This window comes from Pseudomonas sp. SBT1-2 (assembly GCF_028640875.1).
GTDB lineage: Bacteria > Pseudomonadota > Gammaproteobacteria > Pseudomonadales > Pseudomonadaceae > Aquipseudomonas > Aquipseudomonas chlororaphis_I.
On the sequence record NZ_JAQZAA010000052.1, the window covers coordinates 1 to 16067 of the forward strand.

Annotated in this window: 13 protein-coding genes; 6 read left to right on the forward strand and 7 right to left on the reverse strand. The window is 63.4% G+C overall.

Annotated elements, in window-relative coordinates; genetic code table 11:
• Positions 1-144: 144 nt before the first annotated feature.
• From PVZ78_RS06310 to PVZ78_RS06320, 3 genes are read left to right on the forward strand one after another with little or no spacing between them, the layout of a single operon-like run.
• Positions 145-693 (forward strand): ankyrin repeat domain-containing protein, encoded by a 549-nt coding sequence (locus tag PVZ78_RS06310; RefSeq protein WP_273828396.1) that lies wholly within the window; start codon positions 145-147, stop codon positions 691-693.
• 45 nt (positions 694-738) lie between these two features.
• Positions 739-2106 (forward strand): DNA repair protein RadA, encoded by a 1368-nt coding sequence (gene radA, locus PVZ78_RS06315; RefSeq protein ID WP_273828397.1) that lies wholly within the window; start codon positions 739-741, stop codon positions 2104-2106.
• A 29-nt stretch (positions 2107-2135) separates the two neighbouring features.
• Positions 2136-2864: a hypothetical protein gene (locus PVZ78_RS06320; protein ID WP_102678243.1), complete on the forward strand. Its 729-nt coding sequence runs from the start codon at positions 2136-2138 to the stop codon at positions 2862-2864.
• Positions 2865-2889: 25 nt separating this feature from the next.
• Here PVZ78_RS06320 and PVZ78_RS06325 read toward each other — a convergent pair whose 3' ends face one another.
• Positions 2890-3258, reverse strand: a complete 369-nt coding sequence (locus PVZ78_RS06325) for a PilZ domain-containing protein (protein WP_063433094.1) — start codon at positions 3256-3258, stop codon at positions 2890-2892.
• Positions 3259-3316: 58 nt separating this feature from the next.
• Positions 3317-3778, reverse strand: coding sequence for a methyltransferase family protein (locus PVZ78_RS06330; protein ID WP_273828398.1), 462 nt, complete (start codon positions 3776-3778; stop codon positions 3317-3319).
• A gap of 210 nt (positions 3779-3988) precedes the next feature.
• Between PVZ78_RS06330 and PVZ78_RS06335 the strand changes: the two genes are divergently transcribed.
• The 3 genes from PVZ78_RS06335 (at position 3989) to yjiA (ending at position 7362) form a co-directional block, all read left to right on the forward strand.
• A complete protein-coding gene (locus tag PVZ78_RS06335; protein WP_025807569.1) occupies positions 3989-6055 on the forward strand; it encodes a carbon starvation CstA family protein in 2067 nt (688 codons plus the stop codon).
• Positions 6056-6070: 15 nt separating this feature from the next.
• Positions 6071-6268 (forward strand): YbdD/YjiX family protein, encoded by a 198-nt coding sequence (locus PVZ78_RS06340; protein WP_007930039.1) that lies wholly within the window; start codon positions 6071-6073, stop codon positions 6266-6268.
• Positions 6269-6375: 107 nt separating this feature from the next.
• The gene (yjiA, locus tag PVZ78_RS06345) at positions 6376-7362 is read left to right on the forward strand and encodes a GTPase (RefSeq protein WP_164487026.1); all 987 of its coding nucleotides are present in this window, start codon (positions 6376-6378) and stop codon (positions 7360-7362) included.
• An 81-nt stretch (positions 7363-7443) separates the two neighbouring features.
• Here yjiA and PVZ78_RS06350 read toward each other — a convergent pair whose 3' ends face one another.
• The 5 genes from PVZ78_RS06350 to PVZ78_RS06370 all read right to left on the reverse strand — a co-directional run bounded on the left by PVZ78_RS06350 (position 7444) and on the right by PVZ78_RS06370 (position 15935).
• Complete coding sequence (locus PVZ78_RS06350; protein WP_102677097.1) at positions 7444-8154, reverse strand: GntR family transcriptional regulator; 711 nt, start codon at positions 8152-8154, stop codon at positions 7444-7446.
• 44 nt (positions 8155-8198) lie between these two features.
• The gene (locus PVZ78_RS06355) at positions 8199-8903 is read right to left on the reverse strand and encodes a FadR/GntR family transcriptional regulator (RefSeq protein WP_273828399.1); all 705 of its coding nucleotides are present in this window, start codon (positions 8901-8903) and stop codon (positions 8199-8201) included.
• A gap of 83 nt (positions 8904-8986) precedes the next feature.
• Positions 8987-10300: a C4-dicarboxylate transporter DctA gene (locus PVZ78_RS06360; RefSeq protein WP_009050961.1), complete on the reverse strand. Its 1314-nt coding sequence runs from the start codon at positions 10298-10300 to the stop codon at positions 8987-8989.
• A 354-nt stretch (positions 10301-10654) separates the two neighbouring features.
• Entirely contained in the window at positions 10655-11908 is a 1254-nt protein-coding gene (glyA, locus tag PVZ78_RS06365) for a serine hydroxymethyltransferase (RefSeq protein ID WP_009050960.1), read from the reverse strand.
• 187 nt (positions 11909-12095) lie between these two features.
• Positions 12096-15935 (reverse strand): sensor domain-containing protein, encoded by a 3840-nt coding sequence (locus tag PVZ78_RS06370; protein ID WP_009050959.1) that lies wholly within the window; start codon positions 15933-15935, stop codon positions 12096-12098.
• Positions 15936-16067 lie beyond the last annotated feature (132 nt).

Genomic DNA, 16067 nt, shown 5'->3' on the forward strand with positions numbered 1-16067 from the left:
GGAGCGAGGCTTGCCCGCGATGGGCCGCGCAGCGGCCCCAATACCGGTGACTGCGTTCTCCCTGACGAACGTATTTGCCCGAGCCGAAGTCATCGCGGGCAAGCCTCGCTCCTACAGGTTTTTGTAAGGCAAGGGAGTCGCACCATGCGCTTGTTCATTTCGCTGATGCTGGCCGCCTGCTCGCTGGGCGCTTATGCGGAGCAACCGGTCCCCACGGACCCGGCGGCGGTCAAGGCCCAGTTACAGAATTACTACTTCGATGCGGCCCGTCGCGGCGACGTCGAGATGCTCGATACCTTTATCGAGGCCGGTTATTCCCTCGATACCCAGGACGAGAAGGGCTACACCGCCCTGATCCTTGCGGCGTATCACGGCCAGGGGCCGGCGGTGGAGCGTTTGCTGGCCGCCGGTGCCGATGCCTGTACCCAGGATAAAAGAGGCAACACGGCGCTGATGGGCGCTATTTTCAAGGGTGAAGTGAAGATCGCCCGGCGCCTGCTGGCCACCGACTGCAACCCCGACCAGCGCAACGGTGCCGGCCAGACCGCGGCGATGTACGCCGGGCTGTTCAAGCGGGTGGAGCTGCTCGATGCCCTGGCGACCAAGGGCGCCGACCTGAATGCCGAAGATCCGTTGGGCAACAGCGCCGCGCGTCTGGCCGACGGCGAAATCCACACGGCCGCGCCGCGCTGATCCGCTCCAGCTGAGCTATCATCGCGGTTTTTGCCGGGGGATCAGATGGCCAAGGCCAAGCGCATGTACGGCTGCACCGAGTGCGGCGCAACCTTTCCCAAGTGGGCCGGCCAGTGCGGTGAATGCGGAGCCTGGAACACCCTGACCGAAACCATGGTGGAAAGCGGCGGCGCCGCGGCCCCTAGCGGTCGCACCGGCTGGGCCGGCCAGCAGGCGCAGATCAAGACCCTGGCCGAGGTCAGCGTCGAGGAGATACCGCGCTTTTCCACGGCTTCCGGCGAACTGGACCGGGTGCTCGGCGGGGGCCTGGTCGACGGTTCGGTGGTGCTGATCGGCGGCGACCCGGGGATCGGCAAGTCGACCATTCTGCTACAGACCCTGTGCAACATCGCCACGCGCATGGCGGCGCTCTACGTCACCGGCGAAGAATCGCAGCAACAGGTGGCGATGCGCGCCCGGCGCCTGGGCCTGCCCCAGGACCAACTGCGGGTGATGACCGAAACCTGTATCGAAACCATCATCGCCACGGCCCGGCTGGAGAAGCCCAAGGTCATGGTGATCGACTCGATCCAGACCATTTTCACCGAGCAACTGCAATCGGCCCCCGGCGGTGTTTCCCAGGTGCGCGAAAGCGCGGCGCTGTTGGTGCGTTATGCCAAGCAGAGCGGCACGGCGATCTTCCTGGTGGGCCACGTGACCAAGGAGGGCGCGCTGGCCGGGCCGCGGGTCCTCGAGCATATGGTCGACACCGTGCTGTATTTCGAAGGTGAGTCCGACGGTCGCCTGCGCTTGCTGCGGGCGGTGAAGAACCGCTTCGGTGCGGTCAACGAGCTGGGCGTGTTCGGCATGACCGATCGCGGCCTGAAAGAGGTTTCCAACCCTTCGGCGATCTTTCTCTCCCGTGCCCAGGAAGAAGTCCCGGGCAGCGTGGTCATGGCCACTTGGGAAGGCACCCGGCCGATGCTGGTGGAAGTCCAGGCGCTGGTGGATGACAGCCACCTGGCCAATCCGCGGCGGGTCACCCTGGGCCTGGACCAGAACCGCCTGGCGATGCTGCTGGCGGTGCTGCATCGCCATGGCGGCATCCCGACCCACGATCAGGACGTGTTCCTCAACGTGGTCGGCGGGGTCAAGGTGCTGGAAACCGCGTCCGACCTGGCGCTGATGGCGGCGGTGATGTCCAGCCTGCGCAACCGGCCCTTGCCCCACGACTTGCTGGTGTTTGGCGAAGTCGGCCTGTCCGGCGAAGTGCGCCCGGTGCCGAGCGGCCAGGAGCGTCTCAAGGAAGCGGCCAAACATGGTTTCAAACGGGCCATCGTGCCCAAGGGCAATGCTCCGAAAGAGCCGCCACAGGGCCTGCGGATCATTGCGGTAACGCGTCTGGAGCAGGCGCTGGATGCGCTGTTCGAATAACCCCTTGTGCCACTGAAAGGATGCAGTTCATGCGGATGACAGGAGCGGGCCTGGGTGCCCTCGGTTTTGCGTTGTTGTGGGGCAGCGGCCTGGCTGTAGCCAGCCAGGAGGATGCGCCGCACGGATATCGGATCGCCCAGGAGTTGCTGGTCGGCGACGGCACGGTGCTCGAGGTGCTGGAAGACCGACGCATCACCGCGCAATTGCACGCGCAGAGTTGGGGCAGCGGCCTGGACGAAGAAACCTTCGACGAGTCGACGGACAGCGAACACCAGCCGCAACTGGAGGCCCGGGTACGCCTGGTATCGGAGGTCGGCGAAGTGCTTGCCGAGCAGTCCCTGGGCTATCCGCTGGCGAAGGTGGAAAAGGCGCCGCTCAGCGGCCTGCCATACCCGGCGTTTTTCCTCACCGTCGATCAGACGGCGCCGCTGGGCAGCTACAGCGGTCCGGCCACGCAGCTCCTGGCGCCGACGCAAAGCCGGCTGGAGCCGGTCCAGTATCGGGACGAAAGCGGGGAGCAGCGCCCGCTGGGGTTGGCCCAGACCGGCAAGGCGGCCTGGCAGATCCTTCCAGCGGCGGTGGGCGCTACCGAGGCGATTGCCCAGGTGTCTTCGGCGCCTGCGAGCGAGGGGGACGATTTTGTGACCACCTACCGGATCTATCGCTGGGTGGACGGGCAGTGGGCCGCCGCCAGTCGGCAACAGCCCGGTTATTGGGATATGGAAAGCGAATTCCCCGAGCCCTCGGCGTTCCCCTGAGCGGCTGGCGGGAACAGGCGGGCGCTCAGACTTCGAGCAGTGCGCCCAGCTCGCGCTCCAGTTCCTGCGGGTCGGCGAGGTTGAGTTCGATCAGTCGGCGCAGATGCTCGATCGATTCCAGGTCTATATGCAGGCAGACGAAGCCCAACTGGCCATGATCGTCGTGCGCCAGTTGCACGTCCATGCGCACTTCGGCGTCATCGCTCAAATGGATATCGGCCTCGAACGGCTGGCTTTCGTCCCCCAGCCAGGGATCGGGACGCTGGATCAGCATGCCCTTGAGCGAAAGATCGACCAACTGCACGGGCCAGCGATGAGGGCCCTGGCTCAGTTCGGTGCGGGCATCGAAGGCGATGCGTTTGAAACGACGACGATCGGAATGGTGTTCGCTCATGAGCAGCCCCTCTGCATGGTGAAATGACTATAGACCAGAGCCGGGTGCGCTCCCATCGCTACAGCCAGCGGCGCACCTTGCGGCAATAGTCACGGTAGCGGTCGCCGAACAACTCCAGCAGGCGGATCTCGTCCGGCCGGATCACCGTCAGGTTCATCAGGTAAATCAGCGGCGGCAACAGCAGCCACGGCCACAGGCTGCCCAGCAACAGGGCGATGGCGCAGTAACCCAGGGTGTCGCCGAGATTGATGGGGTTGCGCGAGATCGCGAACGGGCCATCGCACAGCAGGCGCCGGGGTTCGCCGAGATTGCTGCTGGTGGTGTGCCGTTGCCTGAGACGCCACATCGCCCAGAACGACAGGCCCTGGCCGCCGATAATCAACAGCAGGGCCAGGGTGCGCAGCCAGCCGTTGACCGGGACCGGCAAGGGCACAGCGTCGGCAAGCAACAGCGCCACCGCCAGGAACAGCAGATACAACAGCGGCGGTGACAGCAGCGGTCCATCGGGCGGCGAGGACATGGGCACTCCAGACGACGAGTCCTTTAAGGTGCGACCGCTTTTTCGCCCGGGTGGTTCAGTGCTGCCAGGAGCGGTTGCACCGCGGCGGTGCAAAACCTGGGAAAAAACTCAAAAGGACGCTCTAGACCAACGTGGGGGGTGGTCTTTGAGGCCAGTAGCGCTAAACTCCGGGTGGCTGTCTTTCTTGTCCACCCTGGCTGGAATAATAAAATGAAAAATAATAATAGCCCGCTACGCCACTTACCCTGGCTGGTGCTGGCAATCGTAGGAGCGTGCGCCCTCGGCGTAGTGGCATTGCGCCGAGGCGAGGCGATCAACGCCTTGTGGATCGTGGTCGCTGCCGTGGCCATCTATCTGGTCGCATACCGTTACTACAGCCTGTTCATCGCTAACAACGTGATGCAGCTCGATGCGCGCCGGGCCACCCCCGCCGTGCTCAACAACGACGGTCTGGACTATGTTCCGACCAACAAACACATTCTCTTCGGTCACCACTTCGCGGCCATCGCCGGCGCGGGCCCGCTGGTGGGTCCGGTACTGGCGGCGCAGATGGGCTATCTGCCCGGCACGCTCTGGCTGATTGCCGGGGTGGTGCTGGCGGGGGCGGTGCAGGACTTCATGGTCCTGTTCATGTCCACCCGGCGCAACGGCCGTTCCCTGGGCGACATGGTCCGTGAGGAAATGGGCCGGATCCCGGGGACCATCGCACTGTTCGGCTGCTTCCTGATCATGATCATCATCCTCGCGGTGCTGGCGCTGATCGTGGTCAAGGCCCTGGCCGAAAGCCCGTGGGGCATCTTCACGGTGATGGCGACCATCCCGATCGCGATGTTCATGGGCGTCTACATGCGCTACATCCGCCCGGGCCGCATCGGTGAAATCTCCATCATCGGCGTGCTCCTGCTGCTGGGCTCGATCTGGCTGGGGGGCCAGATTGCCGCGGACCCCGTGTGGTCCAAGGCCTTCACCTTCACCGGCGTGCAGATCACCTGGATGCTGATCGGCTACGGTTTCGTCGCCGCGGTGCTGCCGGTCTGGCTGATCCTGGCGCCTCGCGACTACCTGTCGACCTTCCTCAAGATCGGTACCATCATCGCCCTGGCGATCGGCATCCTGATCACCATGCCCGAGCTGAAAATGCCGGCGCTGACCCAGTTCACCGACGGCACCGGTCCGGTCTGGAAAGGCGGCCTGTTCCCGTTCCTGTTCATCACCATCGCCTGTGGCGCGGTGTCCGGCTTCCACGCGCTGATCTCTTCCGGGACCACGCCGAAGCTGCTGGATAACGAAACCAACGCCCGTTACATCGGTTACGGCGGCATGCTGATGGAGTCCTTCGTGGCCATCATGGCGATGGTCGCCGCTTCGGTGATCGAGCCTGGCGTGTACTTCGCCATGAACAGCCCGGCGGCCATCGTCGGCGGTGACGTGGTGGCTGTGGCGCAGACGGTCAGCAGCTGGGGCTTCGCCATTACTCCGGACGCCCTGCAAGCAGTGGCCAAGGACATCGGTGAAACCACCATCCTGGCCCGTGCCGGCGGTGCGCCGACCCTGGCGGTCGGTATCGCGCAGATCCTGCACACGGTGCTGCCGGGCGAGAACACCATGGCGTTCTGGTACCACTTCGCGATCCTGTTCGAAGCGCTGTTCATCCTGACCGCGGTGGACGCCGGTACCCGTGCCGGTCGTTTCATGCTGCAGGACCTGCTGGGCTCCTTCGTGCCAGCCCTGAAGCGCACCGAGTCCTGGACCGCCAACCTGATCGCCACCGCTGGCTGCGTGGCCCTCTGGGGTTACCTGCTGTACCAGGGCGTGATTGATCCGCTGGGTGGCATCAACACCTTGTGGCCGCTGTTCGGTATCTCTAACCAGATGCTGGCGGGTATCGCGCTGATGCTCGGCACCGTGGTACTGATCAAGATGAAGCGTCAACGCTACATCTGGGTGACCTTGCTGCCAGCCACCTGGCTGCTGATCTGCACCACCACCGCGGGCCTCATCAAGCTGTTCGACGCCAACCCGGCAGTCGGTTTCCTGGCCCTGGCCAAGAAGTACAGCGATGCCCTGGCCAATGGTCAGATCCTTGCACCGGCCAAGGACATCACGCAGATGCAGCACGTGATCTTCAATGCCTACACCAACGCCACGCTGACGGTGCTGTTCCTGCTGGTGGTATTCAGCATCCTGTTCTACGCACTCAAGGTGGGTATCTCCGCCTGGGGTAAAAAAGAACGCACGGATAAAGAATCGCCATTCCATGCACTGCCGGATGCGTAATCGAGGATTGCAATCGTGTTCAATGACCTGAGTCGCCTCGGTAAATACCTCGGTCAGGCCGCGCGCCTGATGGTCGGCATGCCCGACTACGACAACTACGTCGAGCATATGCAGACCAAGCACCCGGACAAACCGGTGATGTCGTACGAGGCGTTCTTCCGGGAACGCCAGGAAGCGCGGTACGGCGGCAAGGCCGGGCCGAAATGCTGTTGAAGCACGACCATTGAGCAACACCCCACTGTAGGAGCCCGGCTTGCCGGCGGTAGCGATCTTCAGGACGCTATCGCCGGAAAGCCTGGCTCCTACAGTCTTTTCTGCCCATGGGAGATTTCGTTTTGTTAGCCCCAATCCCCGTCACCGTTCTCAGCGGTTTCCTCGGCGCCGGCAAGACCACCTTGCTGCGTCACCTGCTCAAGGCCGAGCACGGCCTGAAAATCGCCGTGATCGAAAACGAATTCAGCGATGCCGGCATCGACACCCAGTTGCTGGGCGACGAGCCGGTGCAAGTGATGACGCTGTCCAATGGCTGCGTCTGCTGCACCATCCACACCGATCTGACCAAGGCGCTGTACCTGCTGCTCGAGCGGCTGGACAGCGGCGAGATCGCCTTCGACCGGCTGGTGATCGAATGCACCGGGCTGGCCGACCCCGCGCCCGTGGCCCAGACCTTCTTCATCGACGAAGAATTGCGCGAGCGTTACATCCTCGACGGCATCATCACCCTGGTGGACGCCAAGCATGCCGAGCACCACCTGACCCAGACCATTGCCCAGGCCCAGATCGGCTTCGCCGACCGCCTGTTGGTGAGCAAGCGCGACCTGGTGGACGAGCCCACTTTCAATGCGTTGAGCGAACGCCTGACCCGGATCAACCGCCGTGCGCCGATCCGTGTGGTCGAGCATGGCCGCATCGACCTGGCCGAGCTGCTGGATGTGCGTGGCTTCAATCTGAATGCCGACCTGGGGGGCGGTGTCAGCCTGCGCCCGGTGAGCAAGGCGCCTTCCATCGATCGTATTTCCAGCCTGGTGCTGCGCACCGATGCGCCGCTGGATATCGACAGGCTCAGCGAGTTCATGAACGAACTGCTGGAAGAACACGGCAAGCAGCTGCTGCGCTACAAGGGCGTGCTGAACATCGCCGGCGAGCCGCGGCGCCTGGTGTTCCAGGGCGTGCTCAAGCTGTACGGTTTCGACTGGGATACCGAGTGGGCCGAGGGCGAGGCGCGGGAGAGTGTGATTGTGTTTATTGCCGACGATCTGCCGGAAGAGAAGATCCGTGCCGGGTTCGCCCGGATGGCGGCGCAGTAGTTTCGTTACAGCGTTGTTGTGAGGTCATCGCGAACACGCTCGCTCCGGTCTGCAGGAGCGAGCGTGCTCGTGAAACGCAGATTACTGTGAGGCCGCGCTGGCCTTGAGCAACCTTTCCTCCAGGTGATCCAGATGCCCGGTCATCAACCCGACCGCGACCTTTACGTCACCGTCTTCGATGGCATCGACAATCGCCGCGTGCTCCTGCCAGGCGCAATGGCTGCAGGTGCGGCTTTCATGGTGGGCGATCGCCAGTGACGTCAGCGGCACCAGGCTGCCGAGGAAATGCGCCAGCGGCGTGTTGCCGGCCACTTCGGCCAATTGCAGGTGGAACTCACCGGACAGGCGGATCGCCGGGCCACGCAAGCCACGGTCGATGCAATCGCGCTCAGCGGCGATCAATTCCCGCAGGCGCTTGAGGTTGCGCGGTGCCGGTTGCTGGCAGGCGAGCCTGACCAGGGTGATTTCCGTCAGGCGGCGGGCGTGCAGGATCTGCCGCGTCTGTTCGTGGTCCGGTGCCGCCACCTGAGGCCGGTGGTTGGGCCGCAGGATAATCACCTGCTGGTGGGACAAGCGCGCCAGGACCTGGCGAATGATGCTGCGGCTGACCCCGAACACTTCGCCGAGGCTGTCCTCGGTGAAACGGCTGGCGGGGGCGATGCGTTGTTCGAGAATGGCATCGAAAATCTGCGGATAGACATCGTCGACCAGCAGCTTTTTCTCGCCGGTGCGGCGCCGTGGCAGGGCACCGGGGAGGGGGAATGCAAGTTTGTTCAAGGCGTAGCTGGCCATGGCCTGTCTCCAGTCCGGTTACCGATACGAAAGTGTTGTGCGGCTTAGTTGCCCAGATGGTCGTCCGGGATGTTCAGCTCGATGCCCATGCGCTGGCCTTCCTTGAGGATGTGCCGGCGCATTTCGGCACTGGCCAATGCGCTGTTCTTGTTGCGGATCGCCCGGACCACCGCTTCGTTTTCTTCCAGGCGTTCGGCCAGGTGCTCCGGCGAGTTGCGCAGGATTTCCGCGCTCTGCTTCAGGGCATTGCTGGTTTGATGCACCACGTTCTGGAAGATCGGGTTGGAGGTCAGGGTGAACAGTTCTTCATGGAAGGCGATGTAGGCGTTCATCCCGGCTTCGCTGTCGTTGGCCTCCAGGGCTTCGCGCATGTCCATCAGGGTCAGGCGCAGCTGGCCCACTTCCTTGCTGCTGATGGATTGCGCCACCAGGCCGACGATGAAGGGTTCGAGGGTGTAGCGCAGTTGCAGCACGTCCTCGAGGCTGGCACCCGCCACGCCGCTGTCGCTGGCCGGTTGTTCGTTGAGGCTGGCCTCCAGGACCACCACGCCTTTGCCGGGCATGGAACGCACCAGACCCAGGGTTTCCAGAACAGTCACCGCCTCGCGCAGGCTCGGGCGGCTGATGCCCAGCTGCTCGGCCAATTCACGTTGCCCCGGCAGCATGTCGCCGGAGCGCCATTGGCCACGGGCCAAGGCCGCGCGCAGCTTTTCTACCACTGAATTTACAACCGTTGACGAGGTGATCACTGTTCACTCCCTGGTATATGGCGGATGAGGCCCATGGCAGGCGCTGATTGTTGTGCCTGCCGGCGACAGGCACAAGGCATGCCTCAGAACTCCTGCTGCTGCGCGCCGGGCAGCGGTTTTCGCGGTTGGAAACCATAGCCCTGCTGGCCGCTCAGGACTTTGTTGGCGCGTTGGATATCGATGTCTCTTTCCCAGCGGGCAATGGCCACGGTGGCGACGCAGTTGCCGATCAGGTTGGTCAGCGCCCGGCCGATGCCCATGAACCAGTCCACTGCCAGCACCAGCACCAGGCCCACCACTGGGATGGCCGGAATCGCCGTCAGGGTGGCGGCCAGGATCACCAGCGCCGAACCGGGAATCCCGTGGGCGCCTTTGGAGGTGATCAGCGACACCAGCAGGATGGTCAGCAAATCCGACATCGACAACGGCGTACCGGTGGCATTGGCGATGAAGACGATGGCCAGGGTCAGGTAGATCGAGAAACCGTCGAGGTTGAACGAGTAGCCCGTCGGGATGACCAGGCCGACCGTGGAGCTGCCGATGCCCAGGTGCTCCAGTTTGCGCATGATCTGTGGCAGTACGGCGTCGGAGGAGGCGGTGCCGAGGACGATCAGCAGCTCTTCGCGCAGGTATTTGAGGAAAGGCAACATGCGCAGGCCGGAACAGCGCATGACCACGCCGAGAATGATGGCCACGAACGCGAAGCAGGTCAGGTAGAACAGGCCCACCAGGCTGCCCAGGTGCTGCAGCGAGTCCAGGCCGTACTTGCTGGTGGTGAAGGCGATGGCGCCGAATACGCCGATCGGCGCCAGGCGCACGATCATGCCCATGATGCGGAAGATGATGTGGCTGAGTTCGTTGATCAGCCGCGAGATGCCGGAAGCCGCTTCGCCCACCAGGTTCAACGCGCTGCCGAACAGCACGGAGAACAGCAGCACCTGCAGGATATTGTTTTCGGCGAAGGCGCCCAGGACCGAGTTGGGGATCAGCCCCATCAGGAACTCAGAGGTGCCATGCATGTGCTGGCTGCGCTGGGCGATGTCGCCCATGTCGGCGGCGGACAGCTGCTCCAGGTGGATATTGGCGCCGCTGCCGATGCCGGTGGTGAAGGCGAAGACCAGGCCGATCACCAGGGCGATGGTGGTCAGGACTTCGAAGTAGATGACGGATTTGAGCCCGATGCGTCCGACCTTTTTCAGGTCGCCGGCGCCGGAGATGCCGCTGACCACCACACAGAAGACGATCAGGCCGATCAGCATCTTGATCAGCTTGATAAAGGCATCGCCCAGTGGCTTGAGTTGCGAGGAGTATTCGGGAAGTGTCAGTCCGCACACGATGCCGAGCATCAGTCCGAGGACTACCTGGAGGAAAATCGAACGCGAGCACCATCTGAGCATGAGGGGAATCCTGGTCGGTGTCCCGGCTGCCGTGCGCGGAGCGCATCAGATTCGGGACTTAATTATTGTGGTCTTACCGGTATGTCCAGTGCAGGCGCAGTCTATGCCCGATTTTCCCGCGAATACAAGGGCAGATCCGAAAATTGGCATGACCGGTCTGACCAGTGGTGCTGGTCCTGTAGCCGCTGCCGCAGGCTGCGATAAGGCCGAAGGCCTTCCTGCGATCTTCAAAGTGTCACGGCCGTGCCGGCCGATCGCAGCCTGTGGCAGCGGCTACAGGTCCCGGGCCAGACAATTCGCGGACGAAAAAAAGCCCGGCGCGAAGGCCGGGCTTTTCATGCAACGCTCTGCGAATCAGGCGCCGTATACCGGCAGCTTCTTGCAGATGGCTTTGACTTTCTCACGAACGGCGTCGATCACCGCTTCGTTGTTCAGGTCGGCCAGGATGTCGCAGATCCAGCCAGCCAGTTCCTTGCACTCGGCTTCCTTGAAGCCGCGAGTGGTCACGGCCGGAGTACCGAAGCGCAGGCCGGAGGTGACGAACGGGGAGCGTGGGTCGTTTGGCACGGAGTTCTTGTTCACGGTGATGAAGGCCTTGCCCAGAGCGGCATCGGCATCTTTACCGGAGATTTCCTGCTTGATCAGCGACAGCAGGAACAGGTGGTTCTGAGTACCGCCGGAAACCACGTCGAAACCGCGCTCGATGAACACGCCGGCCATGGCCTGGGCGTTCTTCACCACTTGTTGCTGGTAGGCCTTGAACTCAGGCTGCAGCGCTTCCTTGAAGCAGATCGCCTTGGCCGCGATCACGTGCTCCAGCGGGCCGCCCTGGGCGCCCGGGAATACCGCGGAGTTCAGCTTCTTCTCGATGTCGGCGTTGGCGCGAGCCAGGATCAGGCCGCCACGTGGACCGCGCAGGGTCTTGTGGGTGGTGGTGGTGACCACGTCGGCGAAAGGCACCGGGTTCGGATAGACGCCAGCGGCGACCAGACCGGCTACGTGAGCCATGTCGACGAACAGGTAAGCACCGACCTTGTCGGCGATTTCGCGGAAGCGTGGGAAGTCCAGGACCTGCGAGTAGGCAGAGAAACCGGCCACGATCATTTTCGGCTTGTGCTCGACCGCCAGGCGCTCGACTTCGTCGTAGTCGATCAGGCCGTTGGCATCGATGCCGTACTGGATGGCGTTGTACAGCTTGCCGGAGGAGGAAACGCTGGCGCCGTGGGTCAGGTGACCGCCGTGGGCCAGGCTCATGCCCAGGATGGTGTCGCCAGCCGACAGCAGCGCCAGGTAAACGGCGGCGTTGGCTTGCGAGCCAGCGTGCGGCTGGACGTTGGCGTAGTCGGCGCCGAACAGTTCCTTGGCGCGGTCGATGGCCAGTTGCTCAACCACGTCGACGTATTCGCAGCCGCCGTAGTAACGCTTGCCTGGGTAACCTTCGGCGTACTTGTTGGTCAGTACCGAGCCTTGAGCTTCCATCACCGCAGGGCTGGTGTAGTTTTCCGAAGCGATCAGCTCAATGTGCTCTTCCTGGCGCTGGGCTTCTTGCTCCATGGCGGCAAAGAGATCGGCGTCGTACTTGGCAATAGTCAAATCACGGCTGAACATGGCGGTCCTCAAGGATCGGGGCAGAAAAGGGGGGCATTCTAACCCAACGGGTTTTAGATGGCATATGAAAGGACATCATGTCGCACGCAAATCAGTTTCAAGCTTCAAGCTAGAAGCCTCAAGCTAGAAGCCTGCAGGCGAACGGCTTCTATCTTGCCGCTCGTCGCTTGAAGCTTGCCGCTGCTTTTTAGTCGAACATGAACAGCGCGTCGTTGCTGAACTGCCCTTCGAAGCTGTTGGCCGGCATCGGCCGGCCGAACAGGTAGCCCTGGACTTCGTCACAGCCGTGCTCACGCAGGAAGTCCAGCTGCTCATGGGTTTCCACGCCCTCGGCGATCACCGCCAGGTTCAGGCTGTGGGCCATGGCGATGATGGCGCGGGCGATCTGCGCGTCCTGCTCGCCGGACGGCAGGCCGTCGACGAAGGTGCGGTCGATCTTCAAGACATCGATGGGGAACTGCTTGAGGTAGTTCAGCGATGAATAGCCGGTGCCGAAGTCGTCGACCGCGATGCTCAGGCCGAGGTTCTTCAGGCCGTCGAGGATCTGCATCGCTTCGCTGACTTCGCGCATCAGGATACTTTCGGTCAGTTCCAGCTCCAGGCAGGCCGGCGGCAGACCGGTGTCCTTGAGGATGGTGGCGATCCGCATGCCCAGCTGGCCGTCGGAGAACTGGCGGGCCGAGATGTTCACCGAGACCTTCGGCACCCGGACCTTGGCCTGGTGCCAGGCCTTGAGTTGGCGACAGGCTTCGCTGATCACCCAGTCGCCGACATCCACCACCAGCCCCAGCTCTTCGAGCACCGGGATGAAGTCTCCCGGCGGTACCAGCCCGCGCCGCGGATGGCGCCAGCGCAGCAGGGCCTCGGCACCGGTCAGGCGCTTGCCGTCGCCGCTGAACTGCGGCTGGTAGTAGAGGATGAATTCCTGCTGTTCCAGGGCGTGGCGCAGGTCGCTTTCCAGCTCCAGGCGTTCCAGGGCGCTGGCGTTCATGTCGGCCTGGTAGAACTGGAAGTTGTTCTTGCCGCGCTCCTTGGCGTGGTACATCGCGGTGTCGGCGTTTTTCATCAGCTGGCTCAGCTCGTTGCCGTCCTGCGGGCTGAGGGCGATGCCGATACTGGCGGTGACGAAGAACTCACGGCCTTCGAGCACGAACGGCTTCACCAGGCTGGCGAGAATCTGCTCGGCGACGTGGATCGCCCGGTTCAGGGCGATCTCGCGGCTGGTCCGCGGTTGCAGGAGCAAGGTGAACTCATCGCCACCCATGCGCGCCACGGTGTCGTCATCGTCGACGCAATCGAGCAGGCGGGTGGCCATTTCCTTGAGCATGCGGTCGCCCGCGGCGTGGCCCAGGGAGTCGTTGATCGGCTTGAAGCGGTCCAGGTCGAGGAACATCAGCACCACCCAGGACTTTTGCCGCTCCGCCGACTGCAGGGCGGTGTGCAGGCGGTCCTGGAACAGCGTGCGGTTGGGCAGGTGGGTCAGGGCGTCGTAGTAGGCCAGGCGGTGAATGCGCTGCTCGCTGGCCTTGCGTTCGCTGATGTCGGTGAAGAAGCACACATAGCTGGCCAGGTCGCCTTCGTCATCGAGCACCGCGGTGATGCCGACCCAGGCCGGATAGTGCTCGCCGTTACGGCGCTTGAGCCAGACTTCGCCTTCCCAGGTGCTGTGCTGGTGCAGCTGCTTGAGCACATAGCGCAGGTGGGCTTCCTGCTGTTCGTCGACGGTGAGCATGTTCGGCAACTGGTCGAGCACCTGGGACACCGCGTAGCCGCTGACCCGGCTGAACGCCTCGTTGGCCTGGACGATGTAGCCCGCCGGATCGGTGATCAGGATCGCCGAGGTCGAGTGCTCGAATACCGTGGCTGCCATGCGCAGGTCTTTTTCCGCGCGGCGCTGCTGGCTGATATCGCGGCCGACCCCGAGCACGCCTTCGAAGGCACCGTGTTCGTCCCACACCAGCACCAGGCGCAGCTCGATCGGAATCTTGCGCCCGTCGGCCCGCAGGCAGTCGAACAGGAACAACTGGGTCTGCACCTGGTTGCGCAATCGCGCCAGTTGCTCGGGTTTGTCCAGGGCCTTGCTGACCCGCTCCATCAGGGCATAGATGCCGGTCAGCTGTTGCGGGTTGGCGATGGTCGATTGCCAGCCGTTCTGGAAGATCCACTCGGCGTCATAGCCCAGTACCGACTGCACCGAGGGGCTGACATAGTTGAGGGCCATCTGGCTGTCGGTGGAGAAAATCACGTCGCTGATGCTTTCGGCGAGCATGCGATAGCGCCGTTCGCTGTCGCGCAGGGATTCGCTGGCCTCGATCTGGTCGGTGATGTCCTTGGCCACGCCGATGATGCGCGTGACCTGGTCGTACTTGTCCCGCGCCAGGGCCTGTTCGCGGATGTCGAAACAGCGCCATTGGCCGCTGCGGTGGCGAAAGCGCAAATGGCACTGCAGCAATTGCAGGTAGCCGGCATGCCGCTGTTCCTGGCGCAGGCGGTGATAGAGGTCGGCGTCTTCCGGGTGCAGGAGGATTTCCCAGAAGTACTCGCCCATCTGGTGCAGTTCGGTCTTGTTGTAGCCGAGGGTCTGGCCCAGGTGGTGGTTGCTGAAGATCATCCGCTGGCTGATGACGTCCTGCACATAAAGGTGGTCCGGCACAGTGCGCACCACGTCCGACCAGAAGCCCTCGCGCTCCAGCAGCGACAGCTCGATGAGCTTGCGGCTGGTGATGTCGCTGATGCTGAGGATCACCGCCCGGTAGTCGGCCGGGTCTTCCGGCAGGCGCAGCACCAGCCACAAGTGCTGGTCATGGCCCTGGGCGTCGCTGAGGCGGATTTCCAGCTCCAGCTGTTTGTGCTGGTTGATCACGGTTTCCAGCAGCTGGTTGCCGATGGCGCTGCTGTGGAGCGGGCTGCCTTCGATCAGCAGTTTCCAGGCCTGCTCGCAGGAGTCGACGTTGAGCAGCCGCAAGGCTACCTGATTGACCTCGGTGACGCGCAGTTCTTCCAGCAGCAGCTGGCGCTGCTGTGGGTTGTGCTCCAGCCAGGCCTTGAGCTGTTCGCTGTCGTGCAGTTGCGCCTTGTCGAGAAATGCCGGCAGCCCGGAGATATCCAGGACGCAGAGGGCGACCCCGGTGCCTTCGAAAATGTCCTGGTAGCGCCGGCGTCCTTCGTGCAGCTGACGCTGGCGGCGGCGCATGTTCAGCAGCGCAATCACCGGCAGCAGGGAGAACGCCAGCCCCAGCAGGCACTTGGCGATAAACGCCGGCAACAGTTGCTCGATCACCGCGCGATCGTCGAACAGGCCGCGCAATTGCCAGTCGCTGTTGCCCAGCGGCGCGACCAGCACGCTGTTGGCTATGTCGTCGGTGGTCACCGGGGTGCTGCTGCCGTCGTCGCGACTGAGGGCTTTCTGGTTCAGGCGGTTTTCAATGACCCAGGTCGGTTGGAAACCCTGGTCGGGGCTGGGGCTCAGGGACTGGGCGAAGGAGGGAGCCAGGCGCAGCACCCAGTAACTCTTGAGTGCACCGCTGGGCTGGTGCAGCAGCAGTTGGACCAGCGCGCCGTGGCTGGCATTGCTGTAGTAGTAGCGCTGGCCCCGGCTGCGGCTGGTCAGCTCGGCGAGCCAGGCGGCGTCCTGGCCGTCGGCGTCGCTGTCACTGATGAGCTGGCCCTTGGCATCCAGCAGCGCGATGCTTTGCAGGTCGGGCAGGGACAGTTGCAGCTTCTTCAGCAGCAGTTGCTGCTGTTCGGCATTCTGGGGTGGCTCGATGATCGGCAGCAGGTTAAGGGCGATCTGCGCATTGAGCGCCAGGTTGAGGCTGATGTGTTCGGCCAGGTCGGCGTTGTAGTCGATTGCGTGTTGACGCTGGTCTTTGCGGGTCTGTTGCAGTTGGTCGAGCAGTTGCCAGAACAGCAGGGCGAGCAGCAACAGGACCAGGGTCGCCAGCACGCCTTTCAGGGTACCGCGCAGGGGCGAGCCGGACGCAGGCGCAGTTGCGCGCAGGGAAGAGGGCGGAGTGGCATTGGACAAACTGTGATCCTGCGGTTTGGCTGGACTGGCGCGACGTGCACTATAAGCCGGACGCCCGAAGGGCGGCTAGCATGCCTTGAGTTGTGGCAAAGTGCCAGCCCTGGCTGGCTGGACCTTGCCCGGCCATTGAGG